Raw genomic sequence first — 19,726 nt, forward strand, 5'->3', positions numbered from 1 at the left:
TTTTCATAGTGGCGGTTTCTCCTTCTTGGTTTGTCCACCACCGTTATACCAAACGGTTTAGGAGACCGCCACTTTCAATTTCCACGATTTTTGGGACATAGCCGGCGAGTGCCTTCTTACACTTACATATATGGTCTCCGGATTCTTAGTTGCATTCTTTATTTTTGCCGGGCGTATAAAGGTAGGTGATTTTGTATCGATATTGCAGGGTATACAAAATGTTCAAAGCGGATTGACCGAAAGCACGAGAACGTTGTCGCATTTTTATGAGGACAGTCTGTACATGGAAGAATTAAGGGCTTTTTTCCTTATTACTGAGTCTGATCAGGATAAAAAGCCTTACGAGATTGACGAAATCAAAGAAATTTCCATTGAAAACCTCAGCTTTCAATACAAAGATCAATTACGTCCGGTTTTGGAAGATATTAGATTTCGGATCCGGCAAGGGCAAAAAGTTGCTTTAGTTGGTGAGAACGGTTGCGGAAAAACCACGTTGATCAAATGTTTGGCGGGATTATATGAAACGGACTCATCGATGATCAAAATCAATGGCAAACCTTTGGCAAACATTAAATCTGAATCTTACAGAACACGCATATCTGTCTTGTTCCAAGATTATATTCGATACAATTTTACTGCCAGGGAAAATATCGGCTTTGGTAATGTAGAAAAGTTGCATGATTTTAACGGGATTAAGCATGCGGCTACTTGTACGGGAATTGATCACTATCTTACCAAGTTGCCTTATCAGTATGAAACGATGCTTGGTAAATTTTTTTCAGGGAGTGATGAGTTGTCTGGAGGACAATGGCAAAAAGTTGCTTTGTCCAGAGCTTTATTCCGAAACAGTGATTTGATTATCTTAGACGAGCCGACTTCGGCTTTAGATCCTAATGCGGAGATGAAAATCATTGAAGATCTCTTTCAGGAAAACAATCAGAAAGCAATTTTATTTATTACTCACCGCTTGGGAGCGGCTTCTTTAGCCGATATAATTTTGGTTATGAAAGAAGGGCGAATAGTGGAGAGAGGTACTCATGAGGAATTGCTATTGAGGAACGGAATTTACAAAAAAATGTACCAAACTCAAAGTAAATGGTACAAGCAAAATGAAGAGGTGGAAACGGTTTGAACTTCATATTCAAAATTATGGCTATGACCTTATCTTTGATTTTTTTCACAACGTTCATTAGCAAGGTCATTAATTGGAAGGACTATAAACAAACGATTGCTTCCTATAAGATTATACCTCCAAAAGGTATTTCTATTTCTTTGCTTTTTTTCCTTATCAACGAAGCAGTGATAGCACTTTCTGCTTTGCTAGTCGGTTGGCGCCCGTTCAATGCTGTTATGGCAACTATTCTACTCCTTATTTACACAATTGCGATCAGTATCAATTTGCTTCGAGGAAGGAAAGATCTTGCTTGTGGTTGTGGAGGTGTCCTTGAGAGCGAAAGATTGCACTATGGACTTGTGATTCGTAATCTACTCTTTATCATCGCAGTGGTACTGTTATCTTTTACCTCAAAGGAAAATGATATAAGTGATGGATGGTTAACGATTGGTATATTACTGGTTTCCGTTGCGCTTTTGTTGATAACAGCTGTTATTAGTGAATTTAATCAAGTTCGCAATCAATTTCGTCATTTGATCTCTGAAGACAGGAGGATCCATGATGGAATCAAGTTATAAACTTTTATTATTGTGTACAATGTTTTTAGTTTTGGCTGAATTGTTTCTGATTTACCTGTTAGCCCGTTGGGTGGGAAGGTTTATGAAGAAGCTTCAGTCCTTCCATTTAAAATCAGATTCAACTGTAATTGGAAAGCCAGTTCCTATTTTTAATGTGTTGGGTAATGAAGAAAATCTTGTTCCGTTTGAAGAACTTTTTACTCGGCAAAAAGTTTTGGTACTGTTTGTTAAAGAGGGGTGCGAACAATGCAAGGAACTTCTGGTGGAATTAAATAAAGAACACTGGGCGGAACAATCCATGAATCTAGTTATCATTTATAACTGTGATTCTTCAAAAATAATGCTAAAACGTCCCGACAATATTCCTAAATGGGCTTATTATCTTGTGTCTTCAAAAATGGATTTTTATTTTCATGTGAATCGTTATCCATTCGCCTTATTCGTAAACAGCCAGGGATTGGTGGAAAAGGGAATGCATATTTCCGATTCAAAGGAGTTGCTACAACTGATGGGGAGTGAACAACCGATTGCTGCCTCTTGAAGTCAACACAGAAAAAATATCTGTCTATGCACGAATGTGGAAGTACTTGCTGCTTTTTTTCATTTTGTTTGTGTCGGCGTTGTGCCTGGCTGCATTTCCCCTGTTTTTCAGGGTGGAAGGGGAAGTCATCTCCTTTGATTGGGAACCGGGTATGGAAGCGATTCTTCAGTTTTTGACGGGAACGGATGGGCACGCCCCGGGTTCTGTCCGGGATTTAACCGATTACAGCAACTTTGGGGAGATGTTCGGGTATTCGGCTTTCACGCTTTGGTTTGCCGGGACCCTGGTTTTGCTGGTGGGAGTGCCGGCGGGAATGTTTTTTTCCAAAATAAGCGGATGGCCAAAATCTGTGGTGGGTTTCCTGGGGATCATCCCCGACTTTGTGCTGGCGATCTTCCTGCAGTTGGTTGTGATTCTGATTTACCGGAAAAGTGGAATTCTGGTTCTGGAGGTTGCTTCCGTCTATGACCAGGTGGCGTGGGTTTTACCCATGATCACGTTGACCTTGGTGCCCTTGGTCTACTTGGTGCAATTTGTTTCCGGCAGAACCCGACAGATACTTACGGAGGACTTTATCCGAACGGCCAAAGCAAAGGGCCTGAGCCGGATCAAGATCTATATGCACCATGTTTTTCGAAATCTTCTCCCCTCCATCAGGGGTCAGCTTCACCAGCTGAATGCCACCCTGCTGGGAAATCTGCTCATCATTGAGTACTGGTTTAATTCACCTGGCATCACCCGGTTTCTCGATACCCGGGATTACTATTACCCACTGATGGCAAAAACCTTGATCTGTCTAATCCTTATTTATTGGATCGCCTATGGATGGATGAGACTCTTATTGTGGCTGATCGGAAAGAGGTTGGCTCATGATTAAGTCAGGAAAGCTGGCCATGTGGATCGGGGTCGGAATGCTTGGGATCTTCGTCCTGTTGGCTTGGGTTGGACCTGCCATTGCTCCATATGCACCGGATCATGAGCAGGCGGTGGAGTTCAAAAAGATCAACGGAATCACAGAGGTGAGCACTGCTCCCTCTCCTCCATCGAAAGAGCATTGGTTTGGCACGGATCGTTACGGTCGGGACCTTTTGACTTTGTATCTGTATGGATTGAAATACACGGTCTTTGTTCCCGTGGTCATCGTTTTTCTTCAGTTGTTCCTCGGTGTCAGCCTCGGCTGCTGGGCGGGTTTGTCGGGGCGTCGTCGGCCTGTTTCTCATCAGGTGACGGGGGGATTGGGGAGTATTCCGGTGATTATCGTTTTGTATTTCCTTTTATACCGATTGGGGACGAACACCCCTGTGCCCGTGATTTACTTGATCTTGCTTCAGGGCGGCATACTGGTGGTGATGGGGATCGGTCCGGTCGCTTCCGCCATACAGCAGAGAACGGAAGAATTGAAAGAAAGATTATCTTTTAAGGTTTCCCTTTATCTGGGTGCCTCCCATCGATGGCTCTTTCGGAAACATCTCTTCCCTTTTTTAAAGGAGGATCTCATGCTCCTTTTCCTGAAAAGCATGATTTCCACTCTCAACTTGATCGGTCAATTGAGTGTCCTCGGTGTTTTTCTTGGAGGCACCATCGAGAAGGTTTCGCCAACCGGGATGGAGTCTGTTTCCCGTTCTTTTGAAACCATCGGTTTGATTGCTCAGGAAAGGGGAGCTTTGATCGCGGGGCATGATTGGTTGATCCTTTCTCCCTTGGCGGGTTATCTGCTGTTGTTGTCGGCTTGGTATTTGCTTTTGTCAGCCATGGAGAAGAAAACTGAAGGGAAATACAGTCTGTATCCACATCTGTAACCATCATAAGAACCCCCTTCCCATAGCGGGAAGGGGGTTTGGTCATTTTTTCTCTATCAATTCCAACCGATTGCCGAAGGGGTCCCGCAGTTCGAAGCGGTCAAAGCCTGGGATGGGGATGGAGTCCAGAAGGGAGGCGCCGTGTTCCATCAGACGGCGATGCCAGGATTCCAGGTCCTCCACTTGGTAAGCCAGGTGGGCTTTGGTTCGATTGCGGTCCACCCCGTCTTCCGTTCCGACGTGGATCTCCACATCCCCGAGCCGGAGCCAGAATCCGCCCCGGCCTTTCAGACTGTCAGGCTTGGGAATCTCCGTGAGTCCCATCACCTCACAGTAAAAATGACGGGCCTCCTCTTCCGCCCCTCGGGGGATGGTGATCTGTGCGTGGTGAATGCGGAGAGGCTTCATCTTCATTGGTTGTTCAGGATCTGACGCAGAACGGTCTGCAGGATCCCGCCGTTCCGGTAGTACTCGATATCCACCTGGCTGTCGAGGCGGACGATTCCGTGGAATTCCACCTTGGAACCATCAGCTTTGGTGGCAGTCACCTTCACCTTTTGGAAGGGTTGCACATCATCGTTCAGCCCTTCGATATCGAAGGTTTCTTCACCGGTCAGGCCGAGGGATTGCCAGCTGTCTCCCTCTTCGAATTGCAGCGGCAGCACGCCCATGCCGACCAGATTGCTGCGGTGAATCCGCTCAAAGCTCTCAGCGATCACCGCTTTGACACCGAGGAGGTTGGTCCCTTTGGCCGCCCAGTCCCGGGAGCTTCCGGTGCCGTACTCTTTACCGGCCAGAACCACCAGCGGAGTGTTCTCTTCCTTGTATTTCATGGCCGCATCGTAGATCGGCATCGTTTCCCCGGAGGGCACGTGCTTGGTGAAGCCGCCTTCCGTTCCGGGAACCATCTGGTTGCGGATGCGAATGTTGGCGAAGGTACCTCGGGTCATGACGCGGTCATTCCCCCGGCGGGAGCCGTAGGAATTGAAGTCCCGGGGTTGCACGCCGTGCTCCTTCAGGTATTTTCCGGCGGGACTGCTGGGAGCGATGGCGCCGGCGGGAGAGATATGGTCCGTGGTCACAGAGTCCTTCAGCAGGGCCATGGCACGGGCACCTTTGATTTCCCGGATCGGTTCCACTTCAGGAGACAGATCTGTGAAGAAGGGCGGTTCCTGAATGTAGGTGGAGGCTTCGTCCCATTCGTACAGTTCTCCCTTAGGTGTATCCATTTGGTTCCAGCGTTCGTTGGCGTCGAAGACACTGGCATATTGTTCCCGGAACTGGTCGGCGTTCATCGATGCGGCGACTGTCTGCTGGATCTCTTCGTTGCTGGGCCAGATGTCGCGGAAATAGACCGGGTTGCCATCAGGGTCGTGGCCGATGGGATCCTTGGCAAAGTCGATGTTGACCGTGCCGGCGAGGGCGTAGGCAACCACCAGCGGCGGGGAAGCCAGATAGTTGGCTTTGACATCGGGGTGGATCCGGCCTTCAAAGTTCCGGTTACCGGACAGGACTGAGGCGACGGTCAGATCGTTGTCGTTGATGGCCTTGCTGATCTCTTCCGGCAGGGGGCCGCTGTTTCCGATGCAGGTGGCGCAGCCGTACCCGGCCAGGGTGAAGCCCAGTTTGTTCAGGGATTCCAACATGCCGGATTTTTTCAGGTACTCGGTGACGACCTTGGATCCCGGGGTCAGGCTGGTTTTCACGTAAGGCTTGACGGTCAGCCCTTTCTGCACCGCCTTGTGGGCCAACAAGGCGGCACCCAGCATCACCGACGGGTTGGAAGTGTTGGTGCAGCTGGTGATGGCGGCGATAACCACATCCCCGTGACCCAGCTCAAAGGTTTGGCCGTTGTAGTTGACCTGCACTTTTTTGTCGGTCTCCTGAACCCCGAAACCGCCTTCTTCAATCGGCTTTTTCAGGGTTTCATTCCAGTTTTTCTGCATGTCGGTCAACTCGATCCGGTCCTGGGGACGGCGCGGACCCGCGAGGCTGGGTTTGACATCGGCCAGATCCAGTTCAACGGTGTCGGTGAAGACCGGATCCGGTGTATCATCGGTGCGGAACATATCTTGGGCGACGTAGTATTCCTTGACCAGTTGCACCAGCTCTTCATCGCGACCGGTGTTGCGCAGGTAGTTGAGGGATTCCTCATCCACCGGGAAGAAGCCCATGGTGGCGCCGTACTCCGGAGCCATATTGGCAACCGTGGCACGGTCGGCCAGACTGATGTTGGACAGACCCGGGCCGTAGAATTCGACAAACTTGCCGACCACACCTTTTTTGCGCAGCATCTGGGTGACAGTCAGAGCCAAGTCCGTGGCGGTGGCCCCTTCGGCCAGTTGTCCGGTCAATTTGAAACCGATCACGTCAGGGGTGAGGAAGTAGAGCGGCTGCCCCAGCATCCCAGCTTCGGCCTCGATGCCGCCGACGCCCCAGCCGAGCACACCCAAGCCGTTGATCATGGTGGTGTGGGAGTCTGTTCCCACGAGGGAGTCGGGGAAAACTTCGGTTTCGCCGTCCACTTCCCGCGTCTGGGCCACCTTGGCGAGATATTCCAGGTTAACCTGGTGTACAATCCCGGTGGCCGGAGGGACGGCCCGGAAATTGTCGAAGGCGTCGGTCGCCCAGCGCAGCAGGCGGTAACGCTCTTCATTCCGCTCAAACTCCCGGTCCATATTGTAGGTGAGTGCATCTTCGGTTCCAAATTTGTCCACCATCACTGAGTGGTCGATGACCAGATCCACTGGGATCAACGGGTTGATCCGTTTCGGGTCACCACCCACCCGGTCCATGGCGGAGCGGAGTGCAGCCAGATCTACAACGGCGGGCACGCCGGTGAAATCCTGCAGCACGATCCGGGCTGGTTTGAAGGCCACTTCCGTTTTGTTTTTTTGCGAGGTCCAGTTGGCCAGTTGTTCAATATGTTCCTTGGTGACGGAGTGGCCGTCGTACTGACGCACGGCAGCTTCCAGCAGGACTTTGATGGAGAAGGGCAGGCGGGAGATTTCGCCGACACCTTTTGTGTCCAGGGACTTCAGACTGTAGTAAACATAATCCTTGCCACCGACAGTCAGCTTTTGGCGCACACCGAAGAGGTCCTTTTGGGACATGGGAAAACAACCTCCTTTGTTGATTGAATGATGGGAAGGAGTTCTGTTTCATTGAATGAAACGAAGTTTCTTTTTCGATACTATTATACACCGGGTCCTTTCGTTTTGTATACCCTTGAACCGCTTGAAAATTTCTCTTTGACCCCGAAAAAAAAGAGATTATAATGGATAGAAAAAATAAAAGGGAATTTCATTAAGCGGAACAAAGGGGATCCCGCACATGGAAAGTAAGAAAACAGTGCGTGCCGCTGAGCGTGCACTGGACATCCTGCTCTGTTTCACCCGGAAACCGGAACTGTCTTTGACTGAGATCGCCCGATTGACCCAATTGAATAAGAGTACGGTGCATCGCCTGCTGGCCACTCTGGAGGAGAAGGGATTTCTGTCCCGGGACCCGGATACGGAAAAATACAGGTTGGGTTTTCGCATCTGGGAGCTGTCCGCCCATCTTTCCCGTTCGGATGATCCGGCGGTTCTCTTTCTTCCTGGGATGGAAAGGCTTCGGGACAAAATCGAAGAGACGGTGAGTCTCTATGTCCGGGATGGTGTGGAGCGGGTTCGCGTGCAGGCAGTGGAAAGCTTCCAGGCGATCCGGCGGGTGGCCCCGGTGGGAGCCCGCATGCCTCTGGCGGTGGGGGCTGCCGGCAAAGTGTTGGTCGCTTTTGCCGAACCCTCTATCCGGGACGGGATCCTGTCGGATCCCCAGTGGCCGGAGAACGTGGACCCAAAGGGATACATCCAACAATTGAGGGAAATACAAAAAAAGGGATATGCCACCAGTGTGGAAGAACGGGAGGCGGGTACCTCCGCCGTCGCCGTTCCCATCTTCGGACAAAAGGGAGAGATTGTGGCAGCTCTAGCCGTCTCCGGGCCGGTGGGCCGCCTGACGGAAGAACGGATGAAGGAAGTGGTGCCCCACGTGCTGGAAGCGGCAGATCGAATGAAAAAGATGCTCAACTGAACCGGAGAGTGATTGTCTCCTGGAAGGGAAACTGGAGCGTTGTGAAAAATCTGTTCACAGGAAGGGGTTGAGTTTCGTATGGAGCGTCTTTGGATCGTCTGAGCTTGGCGCTGGCATGTGAAACCCAATTCCCCCCAAACCTGATGGATCAGACACACCTTTAAGGAAAAAAGTCATACCGAGGAGGAGATCAGATTGACCCAAGATCGGAAGCCGAACCGGGAAGCCCTGAAAAAGCGGTTGACTCCCCTCCAGTTTGAGGTGACCCAGAACAATGGCACCGAGCCTCCTTTTCAAAATGAGTACTGGGATAACCGACGGGAAGGCATCTATGTGGATATCGTATCGGGTGAGCCCCTCTTCAGTTCTCGGGACCAGTATGATGCCGGCTGCGGCTGGCCCAGTTTCACCCGGCCCATCGACAAGTCCCGCATCGAGGAGCACGAGGATCGCAGCCATGGGATGATTCGGACGGAAGTAAGGAGTAAACAAGCCGATTCCCATCTGGGCCACGTCTTTAACGACGGCCCGGGCCCGGAAGGCCTCCGCTATTGCATCAATTCAGCCGCCCTCCGCTTTATCCCCAAGGAAGACTTGGAGAAAGAGGGGTACGGCAAGTATCGGAAACTGTTTGATGAAGAAAACGGGAAAGATTGAACAGAGAAGAGGCTGTCCCGAAGGTTATCCATGGAGACCTTTGGGACAGCCTTTTCATTTCAAACCCGATTTTGACACCAGGGGCTGGAATCGGGGATTGTTCAATCAATATTTTCGCAATTGGCATATGATGGGTCGAAGACCTTTTAAACTCAGCTGCATCAACTCACGGCAATGGATTGAACATGTATCCGCGACACGGGTTAGCAAAGCGCCATCCTCTGTCAACAGAATAGCGATTCCGCCGGGTTTAAGCACTCGGGACATTTCTTGAACCAATTGGCGATACAGGATTCCCAATTCCGCACGATTTCCGATTTGACGGCCAAAGGGTAAATTGCTTACGAATCTGTCCGCATAGTTGCTGTCCAATGGCAGTTGTCTGGCATCCCATTTCTGAATCAGATGGCCCGCCTCTCTCAGATTGCCTCTGGCGGATCGGATGGCTTCTTCCGAAGAATCTCCTCCCATGATTTCTGAGAACGGATAGTAAAACCGTTCCTTAAGGATCGTTCCGGAGCCGCAACAGGGATCCACAAAAATGTCCGTATCCTTTGGTGATGAGCACCAGACCAGAGCATGAGCGATCGTGGGACGAAGGGCAGCTGGGGAGAAAAAACGGTGTTTGCCACGAAATCGGAAGGATGAATCGGTCAATCGAAGGGAAAAAACAGCCTGATCCTCATACAGATCCAAGCGAAATTCAAGCGTATGGTTATGGGCATTTCCTCTGATCCATTCAGGATAACGTTTGGATATTCCCCTCATGGCCGCTTCCGCAGCTTCGAATCGACTGTACGTATGTTTTCCCTTCCGACTGGCATTGACAATGTAGCTCTTTTGCGGCTGATTGATTGACTCCGCAAATGAAAGGTCGAAAGAAGAGATCTGTTTCTCCAAATGTGGTAAATGACGTTTATGTGGTCCTATGGAAAAACTGCTGATCAACCGGTATAAATTGTCGGCAGTCCTTAGTTGAAAATGGAACTCCTCGGGCAAGTGAGACTCAAAAAAAACTTTGCCCCACGATGTGGACAATAATCGAACTTCGGGAAATTTGTTCTTCATTTCATCGGTTAAAACCTTTTCCAATCCTGGAAGGACAGTGGCCATAAATTTGATGTCGTTCACGCTGGTTTTCCTCCGATTCATAAAACGGAAAACCGGTTGAGCACACTCATAGATAAAAATGAAGGATCTAAGGATGTGGATCTGTGATCAAGTGAACTGATCCCGCCCGGTACCAAGTGGTAACTTGGAAGATGCAGGGGCTGTCTGTTCCTCCGGCCCGTCGCAGGCATGTCCTGATCAGTTTCCAGGATGTCTGCCGAAATGGTGCTGCCTGCAACATGAAACCGGGCATATCTTTCCACATCCGAAGCGTCAGCCTTTATTTTATTGAAGCAACCGATTGACCGTTTGTTCCGGGAAGAAACAACGGTGGGATAATCTGTGGGCCAGCACTGATTCACATTGCTTTTAGGGAGAAGGGAGGAGAGAAAAGGAAAACGGGCAGTGAAGAAAAATCACTGTCCGTTTCACTGTTTGGGGCGTGTAGGATTCGTTTGCTCAATCCACGGAAGTCTTCATCTGCCGAACCGGCCCCACGTATTGGTTCAGGGGGAAGGCATTGCGGATCGCTTCGGTGATGAAATCCTTGGCAAGGCGGACGGCCTCCTCTACGCTTTTACCGTGGGCGAGACCGGCGGCGATTGCGGCGGAATAGGTGCAACCGGCTCCGTGGGTCCAGTCCGTGTCCATCTTTTCCGCTTCAAAAAGGGTGAACTCCTTGCCATCGTACAACAAGTCGACGGCCTGTTCATGCTGGAGACCGGAACCGCCCTTGATCAGAACGTAAGACGGGCCGAGATGATGAATGGACCGGGCCGCCTCCTTCATTTCCTCCAGAGTGGTGATGGGTTCACTGTCCGCCAGCTGGGAGGCTTCAAACAGATTGGGTGTGACCACCGTCGCCTTGGGGACGAGGCGGTCGCGGAGAGCTTCTTTGTTCTCCGGATGGAGGACATCATTCTCCCCTTTGCACACCATGACCGGATCGATCACCGCCCGGTGGACTCCGTATTTTTCGATGACCTCGGCGGCCAGCTCAATCACTTCCACCGTGCTCAACATCCCGGTCTTCATGGCATCGATGCCGGTGGAGAGAATGGTCTCCAACTGGGCCTTCACTGTTTCCGTTGGAATCGGATGGACTCCGTGGGCCCACCCACGATCCGGATCCATCGTGACGATGGTGTTGAGAGCGGACATTCCATAGACGTCCAATGCATGAAAAGTTTTTAAATCCGCCTGGATCCCGGCACCCCCACTGGTGTCTGAACCGGCGATGGTCAATGCTTTTTTCATCTGGATTCCTCCTCACAGGGTCGGGATACCTTCTGTTTCGATTTTTATTTTAATCCAATTCGACGGGTTTGTCAGAGGTGGTTTGGAAGCGAAAACTGGAAAATGGACCTGGGATGAAATGGTGATCATCTGTTTGCCTTGGTGCTGTCATCATCAAGATGGAGTGCGAGCCTGACAAGCCATTCAAACCCATTCAGGGATGTTGTGCTCTTGGACCATTGGTAGAATGGCGAAGGTGAGGCAACGGGTGAAAATCTCTGTGATAGACTCGCCAATCTGTGATAAAATAGGAAAAAACAAAGGCTTGCAATGGTTTTCTAGGGTTCCGCAGCGTTGCTGGACTGGTCCGAGAGAAAACACACGACTGATGTTTCAGTGGTGCACACGGAGGGACAAAAGCCCGGGAGGATATCCGATGATATCTTCCTGGGCTTTCTGTGTACGGGATTGGAAAGGGGTGTAAGGATGAATCGGGACTGGGTGAAAGTGTTGATTGCGGCTTTTTTTGAAGTGATGTGGGTGATCGGCCTGAAACATGCGGAGAATGTTTGGAGCTGGTTGGGAACCGTCGTGGCGATCGGGATCAGTTTTTATCTGATGATCATGGCGGGACGTACTCTGCCCGTCGGCACGGTATATGCGGTGTTTGTGGGCCTGGGGACCGTGGGGACGGTGTTTTCGGAAGTGGTCTTTTTTGGTGAACCCCTCCAGCTGATGAAACTGCTCTTGATACTGGTATTGTTGGTGGGAGTGGTGGGATTGAAACTGGTGACTGAAGAGACGGGAGAGAGTGAGTCCTGATGGCGTGGTTTTTTCTCGTGCTTGCAGGCGGAATGGAGATGATTGGAGTGACGATGATCAACCGTTTGCACCGGAATCGGGATTGGAAATCATTCATGTGGATGCTGGCGGGATTTACAGGAAGCTTTATCTTCCTCGCCCTCGCTATGAAGGATCTGCCCATGGGGACGGCTTACGCCGTATGGACGGGAATCGGCGCGGCGGGCGGAGCGATCGCCGGTATGCTGTTTTACGGCGAGCCCAAACATTTTTCCCGCATTTTCTTCATTACCCTCGTACTGGGAGCCGCCGTGGGGCTGAAGCTGGTTTCGTAGGTGGGAGGTTTGTCTGAAGAACACATGTCCAGATTGACTTTTCCCGCTAACCATCCTAACATCGAATATGAAATATATGACAGCGGAGGGGAAGCTCATCATTTTTCGCTTTTTGCATGGTTTGCGTTGGCCGCCGGGTGATCAAACAGGCGGGGATTCAGATGCTGAGCCGTAAACTGCAAACTGCTGTCTTTGCGGCGATTCTGAGTTCCTTCTGGATGGCTGTCGTCTTTCCACTCAATACAGGAAGGGATGGGTATGAAGGACCGCCTTTCTCCATACCGGAGAAAGGCGGATTTTTTCGAAAGTCCCGTTTTCACAACAACAGATAGACCAGAGGAGTGGCGATGAGCAGGGTCAGGATGGTCCGCTCCACCCAGATGAGGATCAACTCTCCGATGGAGACGGGGATCTCCGTGGATAGGATGCAGGGAATGGAGGCAGAGAAGAACAGAATGGAGGAGACGGAGACGATTCCGATGACGAACTTGGTGACCAGGGGCGCTTCAGCCGCCAACAAGGCGGGCAAGAACATCTCAGCGATCTCCACCGCGGAAGCCTTGGCAGCCAGCATCGGTTCCGGCAGCTGAACCAACCAGGTAAAGGGCAGGAACAGATAGCCGATCCAATCGAAGACCGGAGTGAACTTGGCCAGCAACAATCCGATGAGGCCGACGGAGAGAATCGAGGGCAGGATGGCCATTGTCATCACCAATCCGTCCTTCAGATTGCTCCAGATGTTGCGGTGAAGGGCAGGAGCCTGATTGGCAGCGTTGAGGGCTTCTCTGATGGCGGTTTGGAACAGCTGTTGCCTCACTTCTGGTTCGGGGATGCCCTTGCCATCGGCATAAGCTTCGCTCTTATTGCGGATGGGCGGCAGGTGGACCGACAGGGCGGTCACCAGGAAGGTGACGACCAGGGTCAGCCAGAAGTAGAGGTTCCAATATTCCATCAAGCCCAGGTTTTTGGCCACCACGATCATGAAAGTGGCGGAGACGGTGGAAAAACCGGTGGCGATGATGGTGGCTTCCTTGGCGGTGTAGTACCCTTCCTTGTACAATCGGTTGGTGATCAAGAGTCCGATGGAGTAACTGCCGACGAAGGAGGCGACGGCATCGATCGCCGATCGCCCCGGGGTTTTCCAGACCCGGCGCATGATCGGACGCACCAGCACCCCGACGAATTCCAACAGGCCGTACCCCACCAGCAGGGCCAAAAAAACCGAACCGACAGGAACCAGAATCCCCACAGGGATGACTAGCTTTTCAAACAGGAAGGGACCGATATCGGGATCGAACAGCCAGCCGGGTCCAGTTTGGGTGATGAGCAACAGAGCGGTCACCAATCCGAGGATCTTCAGCAGGGAGAAGACCCGGTCGACCCAACTTTTTTTCCAAGTGCCGGTGATAAAGGGATACAAGGCTCCCGCTAAAATCACCGCCAGGGCATACCAGGGAACGAGGGGGCCCAGGGACTCACGAAGCCAAGTGACTATATGATCCAGAGGGATGGTGGAGGAGTCTCCGAGGCGGATCGGTATAAAGAACATGAAGATACCCACGGCGCTGAATAGGAGTAATTTTGAGATATTTTTGACAGAAACGGAAGTTTCGGTTTTCAGAGGGTACTGAGGATCTGTTTGGCCCATGATGAACCCCTCCTCTTGTGGTTTTTGAAAATGGGGAGGGGAGAGTCCCCCGTCCCTTAAGCTGTTTTTCTCTGGACCAATCCGGTCAGGAAAGAGAGCATCACATGGACGCCGGCCTTCACCGTCGCCTCCCGCACATCCCGCAGGGGATCCAAGCAGACGAGATCCATCGCTTTCACCTGGGGATGGGTGCCTGCGATCCGAACCGCCTCAAACAGCTCGTCGGTGCGCATCCCGCCGGGAGTGGCAGCGGGGGCTCCGGGGCCGAGCCCGATGTCCAGCACGTCCATGTCGACGGTGAGATAGATGGTGTCCACCTGCTGTTTCAGCCGGGAGAGAGCCTCCCGGATCACCACATCCACCCCGCGCTTCCGGGCTTTCTTCAAGGTGACGTAGTGAACCCCGGTCTGATCGGCATATTCTTTGAGAGAGCGGGCGTTGAAGAAGCCGTGAAGGCCGATATTGCACACATCCTCCCCACGAATGATTCCGCTCTCGATCAGATTGCGGATCGGTGTCCCGTTGGTGGGGCCGAAGTCTTCCAAGCTGCGCAGGTCAAAGTGGGTATCCAGTTGCAGGATTCCGATCCTCTCATCGGGATGGGCCTGTTTCCACCCTTTCACCAGCATGGCGGTGATGGAGTGGTCGCCTCCCATCACCAAGGGCAGAGTGTGAGGATGATGGGATCGCATCGCCACCATGGCTTCCGTGATGTTCCGGTGACAGGCGGGAATGTCGGTCACATGTTGCTTTACATCCCCGAGATCGATCACACGCAGGGAGGTAAGATCCACTTCCTCCTCCAGATTATAGGTGGTGAAGCTTTTCCAAGCCCGGCGGAGGGCATCGGGATTTTCACTGGCCCCCGAGGCGCTGATGGAAGAGCGGGAGAGGGGTACTCCGAGCAGGGTGGCATCCACTCCCGTCCAATCCATTTCTTTGGCTTTCTCTTCATCCAGGCTTTCGATCCATTCATGGACCTTGGGGTCCGCCGGGAGCGGGTCGGGCCGCTGCCAACGAAAGGCGGGCGGATTCAACATGGGATAGGGATAGCGGGTTTTCATCGGTGGCAGCCGGTGCTGCCTTCCCTCCTTTCCTGGGTTCAGTCCCGTTCATAAACCACTTTTCCATCTTTGATCACCGTTCGGGTATGGTTGGAACCATAGTGGTACTGAAGACCCATGTAGTTGGGTACATCAAAGACGACCAGATCCGCTTTCTTTCCTGCTTCCAGACTGCCGATCTCGTGGCCCCGCCGGATGGCATGGGCCGCATTGATGGTGGTGGCGGTCAGCACCTCGGCGGGGGTCATGCCCATTTTGAGGCAGCCCAGATTCATAATCAACGGCAGGGAGATGGTCGGAGAGGAACCGGGATTGCAATCGGTGGACAGAGCGACAGGAACTCCGGCATCCACCATCTTTCGCCCGTCGGCCATCTCTGCCATCAGGAAAAAGGCGGTTCCCGGGAGCAACACAGCGACCACACCTGCCTCCGCCATGGCCCGGATGCCTTCGTCGGAGGCTTTCAACAGATGATCGGCGGAGACGGCCCCCACCTGTGCGGCCAATTCGGCACCGCCGTATGGCTCAATCTCATCGGCGTGGATCTTGGGGGCGAGTCCGTACTCTTTCCCTGCTTCCAAGATGCGACGGGACTGGTCCGGGGTGAACACTCCCCGCTCGCAGAAGACATCGTTAAATTCCGCCAGTTTCTGTCGGGCCACCTCGGGGATCATCTCCCGGATCACCTGTTCCACAAATTCATCGGGACGCTCTTTGTAAGCGGCAGGAATGGCATGGGCTCCCATAAAGGTGGAGACCACATTCACCGGGTGGTCCCGGTTCAGCTTTTGGGCCACTTTCAGTTGCTTCAATTCGTGCTCCAGGGAGAGGCCGTAGCCGCTCTTGGCTTCCACGGTGGTGACACCGTGGCGCAGGAATTGATCCAGTCGCCGCCGGCTCTCCTGGTACAACTGTTCTTCATCCGCCTGGCGGGTGGCCGATGTGGTGGCGTGAATGCCACCACCGGCCTCCATGATTTCCATGTAGGTGGCCCCTTGGAGGCGCATTTCAAATTCATTTTCCCGGCTGCCAGCGAAGACGAGGTGGGTATGGGGATCCACCAGCCCCGGGGTGACGAGGCGGCCGGCGGCATCCACCACCTCCGCCTCTTCCAGCCGGGAGCCGACTTGCTCCCGAACCTGGGCGTCAGTGCCGACGGACCGAATGATTCCGTCCTCCACCCAGACACTGCCGTCTTCGATGATGTGGAGATCCTCCATCGCCTTTCCGCGCAGGGGGGCGGTGGAGCTTCCTTTCAAAGTGACCAGCTGGGCGGCCTTTTGAATGAGAAGAGGTTTTCCGCTCATAATCTTCCTCCTGGTTCTTGTTTGTTAATCCAGCATCGGGATGCGGACACCTTTTTCCCGAGCGGTCTCCACGGCCTTTTCATATCCCGCATCCGCATGACGGACAACTCCCATGCCCGGATCAGTGGTGAGGACCCGCTCCAGACGCTTCTCGGCGGCGGAGGTTCCATCGGCGACGATCACCATCCCGGCATGGAGGGAGTAGCCCATGCCCACACCGCCTCCGTGGTGGACGGATACCCAGCTGGCTCCGCCGACCGCATTGACCAGAGCGTTGAGGATCGGCCAGTCGGCGACGGCGTCGCTGCCGTCCTTCATTCCTTCCGTTTCCCGATTGGGAGAGGCGACGGACCCGGAGTCCAGATGATCCCGTCCGATCACGATGGGAGCTTTCAATTCCCCGGTAGCCACCAGCTCATTGATGATTTTTCCGAAGCGGGCCCGCTCACCATAGCCGAGCCAGCAGATCCGCGCAGGCAGACCCTGGAAGGCGATTTTCTCCCGGGCCATCCGGATCCAGTGGCAGAGAGGTTTATTATCGCTGAATTCCCGCAGGATCACCTCATCCGTCCGATAGATATCCTCGGGATCTCCGGAGAGGGCCACCCAACGGAAGGGACCCTTCCCTTCGCAGAATTGAGGACGGATGTAGGCCGGGACGAAGCCGGGGAAGTCAAAGGCATTCTCCACACCCTCATCTTTGGCCACCTGTCGGATGTTGTTGCCGTAGTCAAAAGCGACGGCTCCGCGCTGTTGCATCTTCAGCATCGCCTGCACATGAACAGCCATGCTCTTCTTGGCCAATGAGACCAGTTTCTCCGGATTCTCTTTTCGCATGGCTGCCGCCGCTTCCAAAGTCATTCCCCGGGGGAGATAGCCGTTCAGCGGATCGTGAGCGGAGGTTTGATCTGTGACGATGTCCGGGATGAATCCCCGCTGGATCATGTCCGGGAGAATCTCCGCCGCGTTACCCAGCAGACCGATGGAGAGAGGTTCTCCCTTTTCCTTGGCATCCCGGGCCATGGCCATCGCTTCCTCCAGGCTGTTCGCCATCCGATCCAGGTAGCGTGTCTCCAAGCGCCGCCGGATCCGGGTGGGGTCCACTTCCACAGCGATCACCACCCCGCCGTTGAGGGTGACGGCCAGGGGTTGGGCCCCGCCCATTCCGCCCAGCCCGGCAGTGACGGTGAGGGTTCCGGTCAGGGAACCGCCGAAGTGGCGGCGGGCACACTCAGCAAAGGTTTCATAGGTGCCTTGGACGATCCCCTGACTTCCGATATAGATCCAGCTGCCTGCCGTCATCTGACCGTACATCATCAACCCTTTTTGGTCCAACTCGTGAAAGTGATCCCAGTTGGCCCACGCAGGAACCAGATTGGAGTTGGCGATCAGGACCCGGGGGGCGTCAGTGTGGGTCTTGAAAACCGCCACGGGTTTGCCTGATTGCACCAGCAGCGTTTCATCCTCTTCCAATTCCTTTAAAGAGCGTACAATGGCGTCGAAGGCTTCCCAGTTTCGTGCAGCCTTCCCGATTCCTCCATAAACGACCAACTCTTCCGGTCGTTCAGCCACCTCCGGATCGAGGTTGTTCATCAGCATCCGAAGGGCCGCTTCCTGGATCCAGCCCTTAGTGTGCAGTTCGTTTCCCCTGGGCGCGCGCAGGGTTCGCGGACCCGTCTGTGATTTGACCATCATTGGCCACCTTCCTTTGCAGTTTCCTTTCTCCCTTGAGTATAGGGAAAAAGGCGGCGTAATTTGCAGAATCCTCCCATTTGAAAAAGGGAGGATTCTTTTGGAGTGACTGCAAAAAAGGAAACGCTTTCATCATTGATCCTTCTTTTCTTTGGATTTTTCATTGTTCTTTAGGTTACGGTACATCCGGGGGGAATGACCGGTCACTTGTTTGAAGATGCGGCTGAAGGTGTTGACGTGATTGAAGCCGCATTGGCGGGAGATTTCCCCGATGGTAAGGGTTGTGGTCTCCAGCAGGCGGCGGGCGTGCCGAACCCGGATCCTTTGCAGCAGTTGGCGGAATCCGATCTGTTTTTTCCGGGAGAGAAGATAGCTGAAATAGGAAGGGTTTCGCTCCACATGGTGAGCCACCTCCGCCAAACTGAGATCCGGACGATGAAACTGGGTTTCCATCCACCGGATGCCCCGTTCCACGGGATCCGCCTCTCCCCGTTGCCGCTGTTCCGCAGCCCCGTCCAAGAGCGCATAGATAAACAGAAGCAGTTCCTGTACGATCCGGTACAGGAGGGGGCTGTAGAGAACAGTGGAAAAGATCCGATGATAATGGTGTTCCAAGGAAGGGCGGTGTTGCAGGGACCAGCTTTTCATAAACCGTCGCAACTGGGCCAGCAGACTGGTCAACCGGATGCGCAGCAGTCCCGGATCGGGATAAGGGGGGGTCAAACCGAAAAACTCCCGTTGCATCCACGACTTGATCCCGTCCCGGTCGGCTCTGTCCAGCATTTCGATCCAGAGACGTTGTTCCTCCGGGCTGAGAAAGGGGTCGATCGGTTTCCATTCCACCGGTTCATCCAGAGTCAATACTTGTCGGTCCCCCCGGTAAAACCGGAGTTGGAGGGCCAATCTCGCCATCCGGTACTGTTGCCGGAGAGGGGGAAGGTCCTGTCGGCTTGAGATGACTGCAAACAGGGATTCCGGTGAACGATCCGACCATTCCCGGATCAACCGGTATCCTTCCCTGTGAAGAGCTGGGGCCCCGCCGGAAGAGGAAGGGGGAAAAACCGCCGCCACAGTGTCACTCAAGGGAAACAGGCGGGGCGGCTCATGGAAGGGATAATCCTCCAAGAACCGGTACAGAGCCGGAACAGTCTCTGTTCGTTCCGGCTGGAGGAGCATCAGACGTTGCTTTCCTTCTTCCGGCTCTTCGAGGAAGAGAGAGCGGTAGGAGGGCGGGGTGGGGACTGAGAGGGAGGCGGGATCAGTGCCGGAGACCGCTTCGGTCAACTCCCGGCAGGCCCGGTTGAGAGAGCGTTTGATCCGGTCTGGAGAAGCAGGTTTCACCCACAGATCGACGGCGTGCAACTCGATGGCTTGGACTGCCCGGTCAAAGGTGGCCTCGGCGGTCATTCCGATCACCCTCCGGGTATAAGCGGGGAGCAGACGCCGAAATTCCTCCCACCGCTCCCGAGGGATCATATCCAGTTCGATGCAACAAACCGACGGTACCTCCCGGGTCAATCCTTCCAACAAGGTGTCAAAATCAGCTGTTGTCACCACCTTTTGAAAGGGAATCGGCCAAGCCCGCACGAGCCACTCCAGGCCGGTTCGCTCCTTTTCATCTCGGTCTGCGATCAACAGTTTCAACTGCCATCCCTCCCTGTGCTCATCCTTTTTATTATACCGAAAAAGGGCGCCCCACTCACTTCACAGGCGCCCCATATGGAAAAAGTGGACCGGTTTGTGGGGGAGGATGTCGGTCGCTCCCGCCGG

At 53.3% G+C, this 19,726-nt stretch carries 19 protein-coding genes and 1 riboswitch; of the genes, 10 read left to right on the forward strand and 9 right to left on the reverse strand.

What is annotated here, in order from left to right; genetic code table 11:
• Nucleotides 1–283 precede the first annotated feature (283 nt).
• The 5 genes from IEV46_RS06535 to IEV46_RS06555 are packed head-to-tail and all read left to right on the forward strand — an operon-like array spanning nucleotide 284 to nucleotide 4,032.
• On the forward strand, nucleotides 284–1,132 hold the full coding sequence (locus IEV46_RS06535) for an ATP-binding cassette domain-containing protein (protein WP_188431202.1): 849 nt from the start codon (nucleotides 284–286) through the stop codon (nucleotides 1,130–1,132).
• Nucleotides 1,129–1,692, forward strand: coding sequence for a MauE/DoxX family redox-associated membrane protein (locus IEV46_RS06540; RefSeq protein ID WP_188431204.1), 564 nt, complete (start codon nucleotides 1,129–1,131; stop codon nucleotides 1,690–1,692). The genes IEV46_RS06535 and IEV46_RS06540 overlap by 4 nt, the downstream gene beginning before the upstream one ends.
• Complete coding sequence (locus tag IEV46_RS06545; RefSeq protein WP_188431206.1) at nucleotides 1,676–2,233, forward strand: redoxin domain-containing protein; 558 nt, start codon at nucleotides 1,676–1,678, stop codon at nucleotides 2,231–2,233. The genes IEV46_RS06540 and IEV46_RS06545 overlap by 17 nt, the downstream gene beginning before the upstream one ends.
• Entirely contained in the window at nucleotides 2,220–3,110 is an 891-nt protein-coding gene (locus tag IEV46_RS06550; protein ID WP_188431208.1) for an ABC transporter permease subunit, read from the forward strand. The genes IEV46_RS06545 and IEV46_RS06550 overlap by 14 nt, the downstream gene beginning before the upstream one ends.
• Complete coding sequence (locus IEV46_RS06555; RefSeq protein WP_188431210.1) at nucleotides 3,103–4,032, forward strand: hypothetical protein; 930 nt, start codon at nucleotides 3,103–3,105, stop codon at nucleotides 4,030–4,032. The genes IEV46_RS06550 and IEV46_RS06555 overlap by 8 nt, the downstream gene beginning before the upstream one ends.
• Before the next feature lie 42 nt (nucleotides 4,033–4,074).
• On the opposite strand, the gene IEV46_RS06560 is transcribed toward IEV46_RS06555, so the two are convergent.
• Nucleotides 4,075–4,446 (reverse strand): VOC family protein, encoded by a 372-nt coding sequence (locus tag IEV46_RS06560; RefSeq protein WP_188431212.1) that lies wholly within the window; start codon nucleotides 4,444–4,446, stop codon nucleotides 4,075–4,077.
• A complete protein-coding gene (acnA, locus tag IEV46_RS06565; protein ID WP_188431214.1) occupies nucleotides 4,443–7,145 on the reverse strand; it encodes an aconitate hydratase AcnA in 2,703 nt (900 codons plus the stop codon). Before acnA ends, IEV46_RS06560 begins: the two co-directional genes overlap by 4 nt.
• A 220-nt stretch (nucleotides 7,146–7,365) precedes the next feature.
• Between acnA and IEV46_RS06570 the strand changes: the two genes are divergently transcribed.
• Nucleotides 7,366–8,106, forward strand: a complete 741-nt coding sequence (locus IEV46_RS06570; RefSeq protein ID WP_188431216.1) for an IclR family transcriptional regulator — start codon at nucleotides 7,366–7,368, stop codon at nucleotides 8,104–8,106.
• A 195-nt stretch (nucleotides 8,107–8,301) separates the two neighbouring features.
• Entirely contained in the window at nucleotides 8,302–8,763 is a 462-nt protein-coding gene (gene msrB, locus IEV46_RS06575) for a peptide-methionine (R)-S-oxide reductase MsrB (RefSeq protein ID WP_188431218.1), read from the forward strand.
• A 105-nt stretch (nucleotides 8,764–8,868) separates the two neighbouring features.
• Here msrB and IEV46_RS06580 read toward each other — a convergent pair whose 3' ends face one another.
• Nucleotides 8,869–9,894, reverse strand: a complete 1,026-nt coding sequence (locus IEV46_RS06580) for a methyltransferase domain-containing protein (RefSeq protein WP_188431220.1) — start codon at nucleotides 9,892–9,894, stop codon at nucleotides 8,869–8,871.
• Between the two features lie 438 nt (nucleotides 9,895–10,332).
• Nucleotides 10,333–11,130: a pyridoxine/pyridoxal/pyridoxamine kinase gene (gene pdxK, locus IEV46_RS06585; RefSeq protein ID WP_188431222.1), complete on the reverse strand. Its 798-nt coding sequence runs from the start codon at nucleotides 11,128–11,130 to the stop codon at nucleotides 10,333–10,335.
• Nucleotides 11,131–11,436: 306 nt separating this feature from the next.
• A riboswitch (guanidine-I (ykkC/yxkD leader) is annotated at nucleotides 11,437–11,539 on the forward strand.
• A 56-nt stretch (nucleotides 11,540–11,595) separates the two neighbouring features.
• Here pdxK and IEV46_RS06590 point away from each other — a divergent pair.
• From IEV46_RS06590 to IEV46_RS06600, 3 genes are all read left to right on the forward strand, one after another.
• A complete protein-coding gene (locus IEV46_RS06590) occupies nucleotides 11,596–11,931 on the forward strand; it encodes a DMT family transporter (protein ID WP_188431224.1) in 336 nt (111 codons plus the stop codon).
• Nucleotides 11,931–12,245, forward strand: coding sequence for a DMT family transporter (locus tag IEV46_RS06595; RefSeq protein ID WP_188431226.1), 315 nt, complete (start codon nucleotides 11,931–11,933; stop codon nucleotides 12,243–12,245). The genes IEV46_RS06590 and IEV46_RS06595 overlap by 1 nt, the downstream gene beginning before the upstream one ends.
• Before the next feature lie 161 nt (nucleotides 12,246–12,406).
• The gene (locus IEV46_RS06600) at nucleotides 12,407–12,577 is read left to right on the forward strand and encodes a hypothetical protein (RefSeq protein ID WP_188431228.1); all 171 of its coding nucleotides are present in this window, start codon (nucleotides 12,407–12,409) and stop codon (nucleotides 12,575–12,577) included.
• Here IEV46_RS06600 and IEV46_RS06605 read toward each other — a convergent pair.
• From IEV46_RS06605 to IEV46_RS06625, 5 genes are all read right to left on the reverse strand, one after another.
• Nucleotides 12,562–13,893 carry a YjiH family protein gene (locus IEV46_RS06605; protein ID WP_188431230.1) on the reverse strand — a complete coding sequence of 444 codons (1,332 nt, stop codon included), beginning with the start codon at nucleotides 13,891–13,893 and terminating at the stop codon, nucleotides 12,562–12,564. The two genes, IEV46_RS06600 and IEV46_RS06605, sit on opposite strands and share 16 nt — an antisense overlap.
• Before the next feature lie 56 nt (nucleotides 13,894–13,949).
• On the reverse strand, nucleotides 13,950–14,957 hold the full coding sequence (locus tag IEV46_RS06610) for an agmatinase family protein (protein ID WP_076526386.1): 1,008 nt from the start codon (nucleotides 14,955–14,957) through the stop codon (nucleotides 13,950–13,952).
• 38 nt (nucleotides 14,958–14,995) lie between these two features.
• Nucleotides 14,996–16,264 (reverse strand): imidazolonepropionase, encoded by a 1,269-nt coding sequence (gene hutI / locus IEV46_RS06615; protein ID WP_188431232.1) that lies wholly within the window; start codon nucleotides 16,262–16,264, stop codon nucleotides 14,996–14,998.
• Nucleotides 16,265–16,288: 24 nt separating this feature from the next.
• Complete coding sequence (hutU, locus tag IEV46_RS06620) at nucleotides 16,289–17,959, reverse strand: urocanate hydratase (protein ID WP_188431234.1); 1,671 nt, start codon at nucleotides 17,957–17,959, stop codon at nucleotides 16,289–16,291.
• 129 nt (nucleotides 17,960–18,088) lie between these two features.
• Nucleotides 18,089–19,600: a response regulator transcription factor gene (locus tag IEV46_RS06625; protein ID WP_188431235.1), complete on the reverse strand. Its 1,512-nt coding sequence runs from the start codon at nucleotides 19,598–19,600 to the stop codon at nucleotides 18,089–18,091.
• Nucleotides 19,601–19,726: the final 126 nt, after the last annotated feature.

This window comes from Kroppenstedtia guangzhouensis (assembly GCF_014637345.1).
Classification (GTDB): domain Bacteria; phylum Bacillota; class Bacilli; order Thermoactinomycetales; family DSM-45169; genus Kroppenstedtia; species Kroppenstedtia guangzhouensis.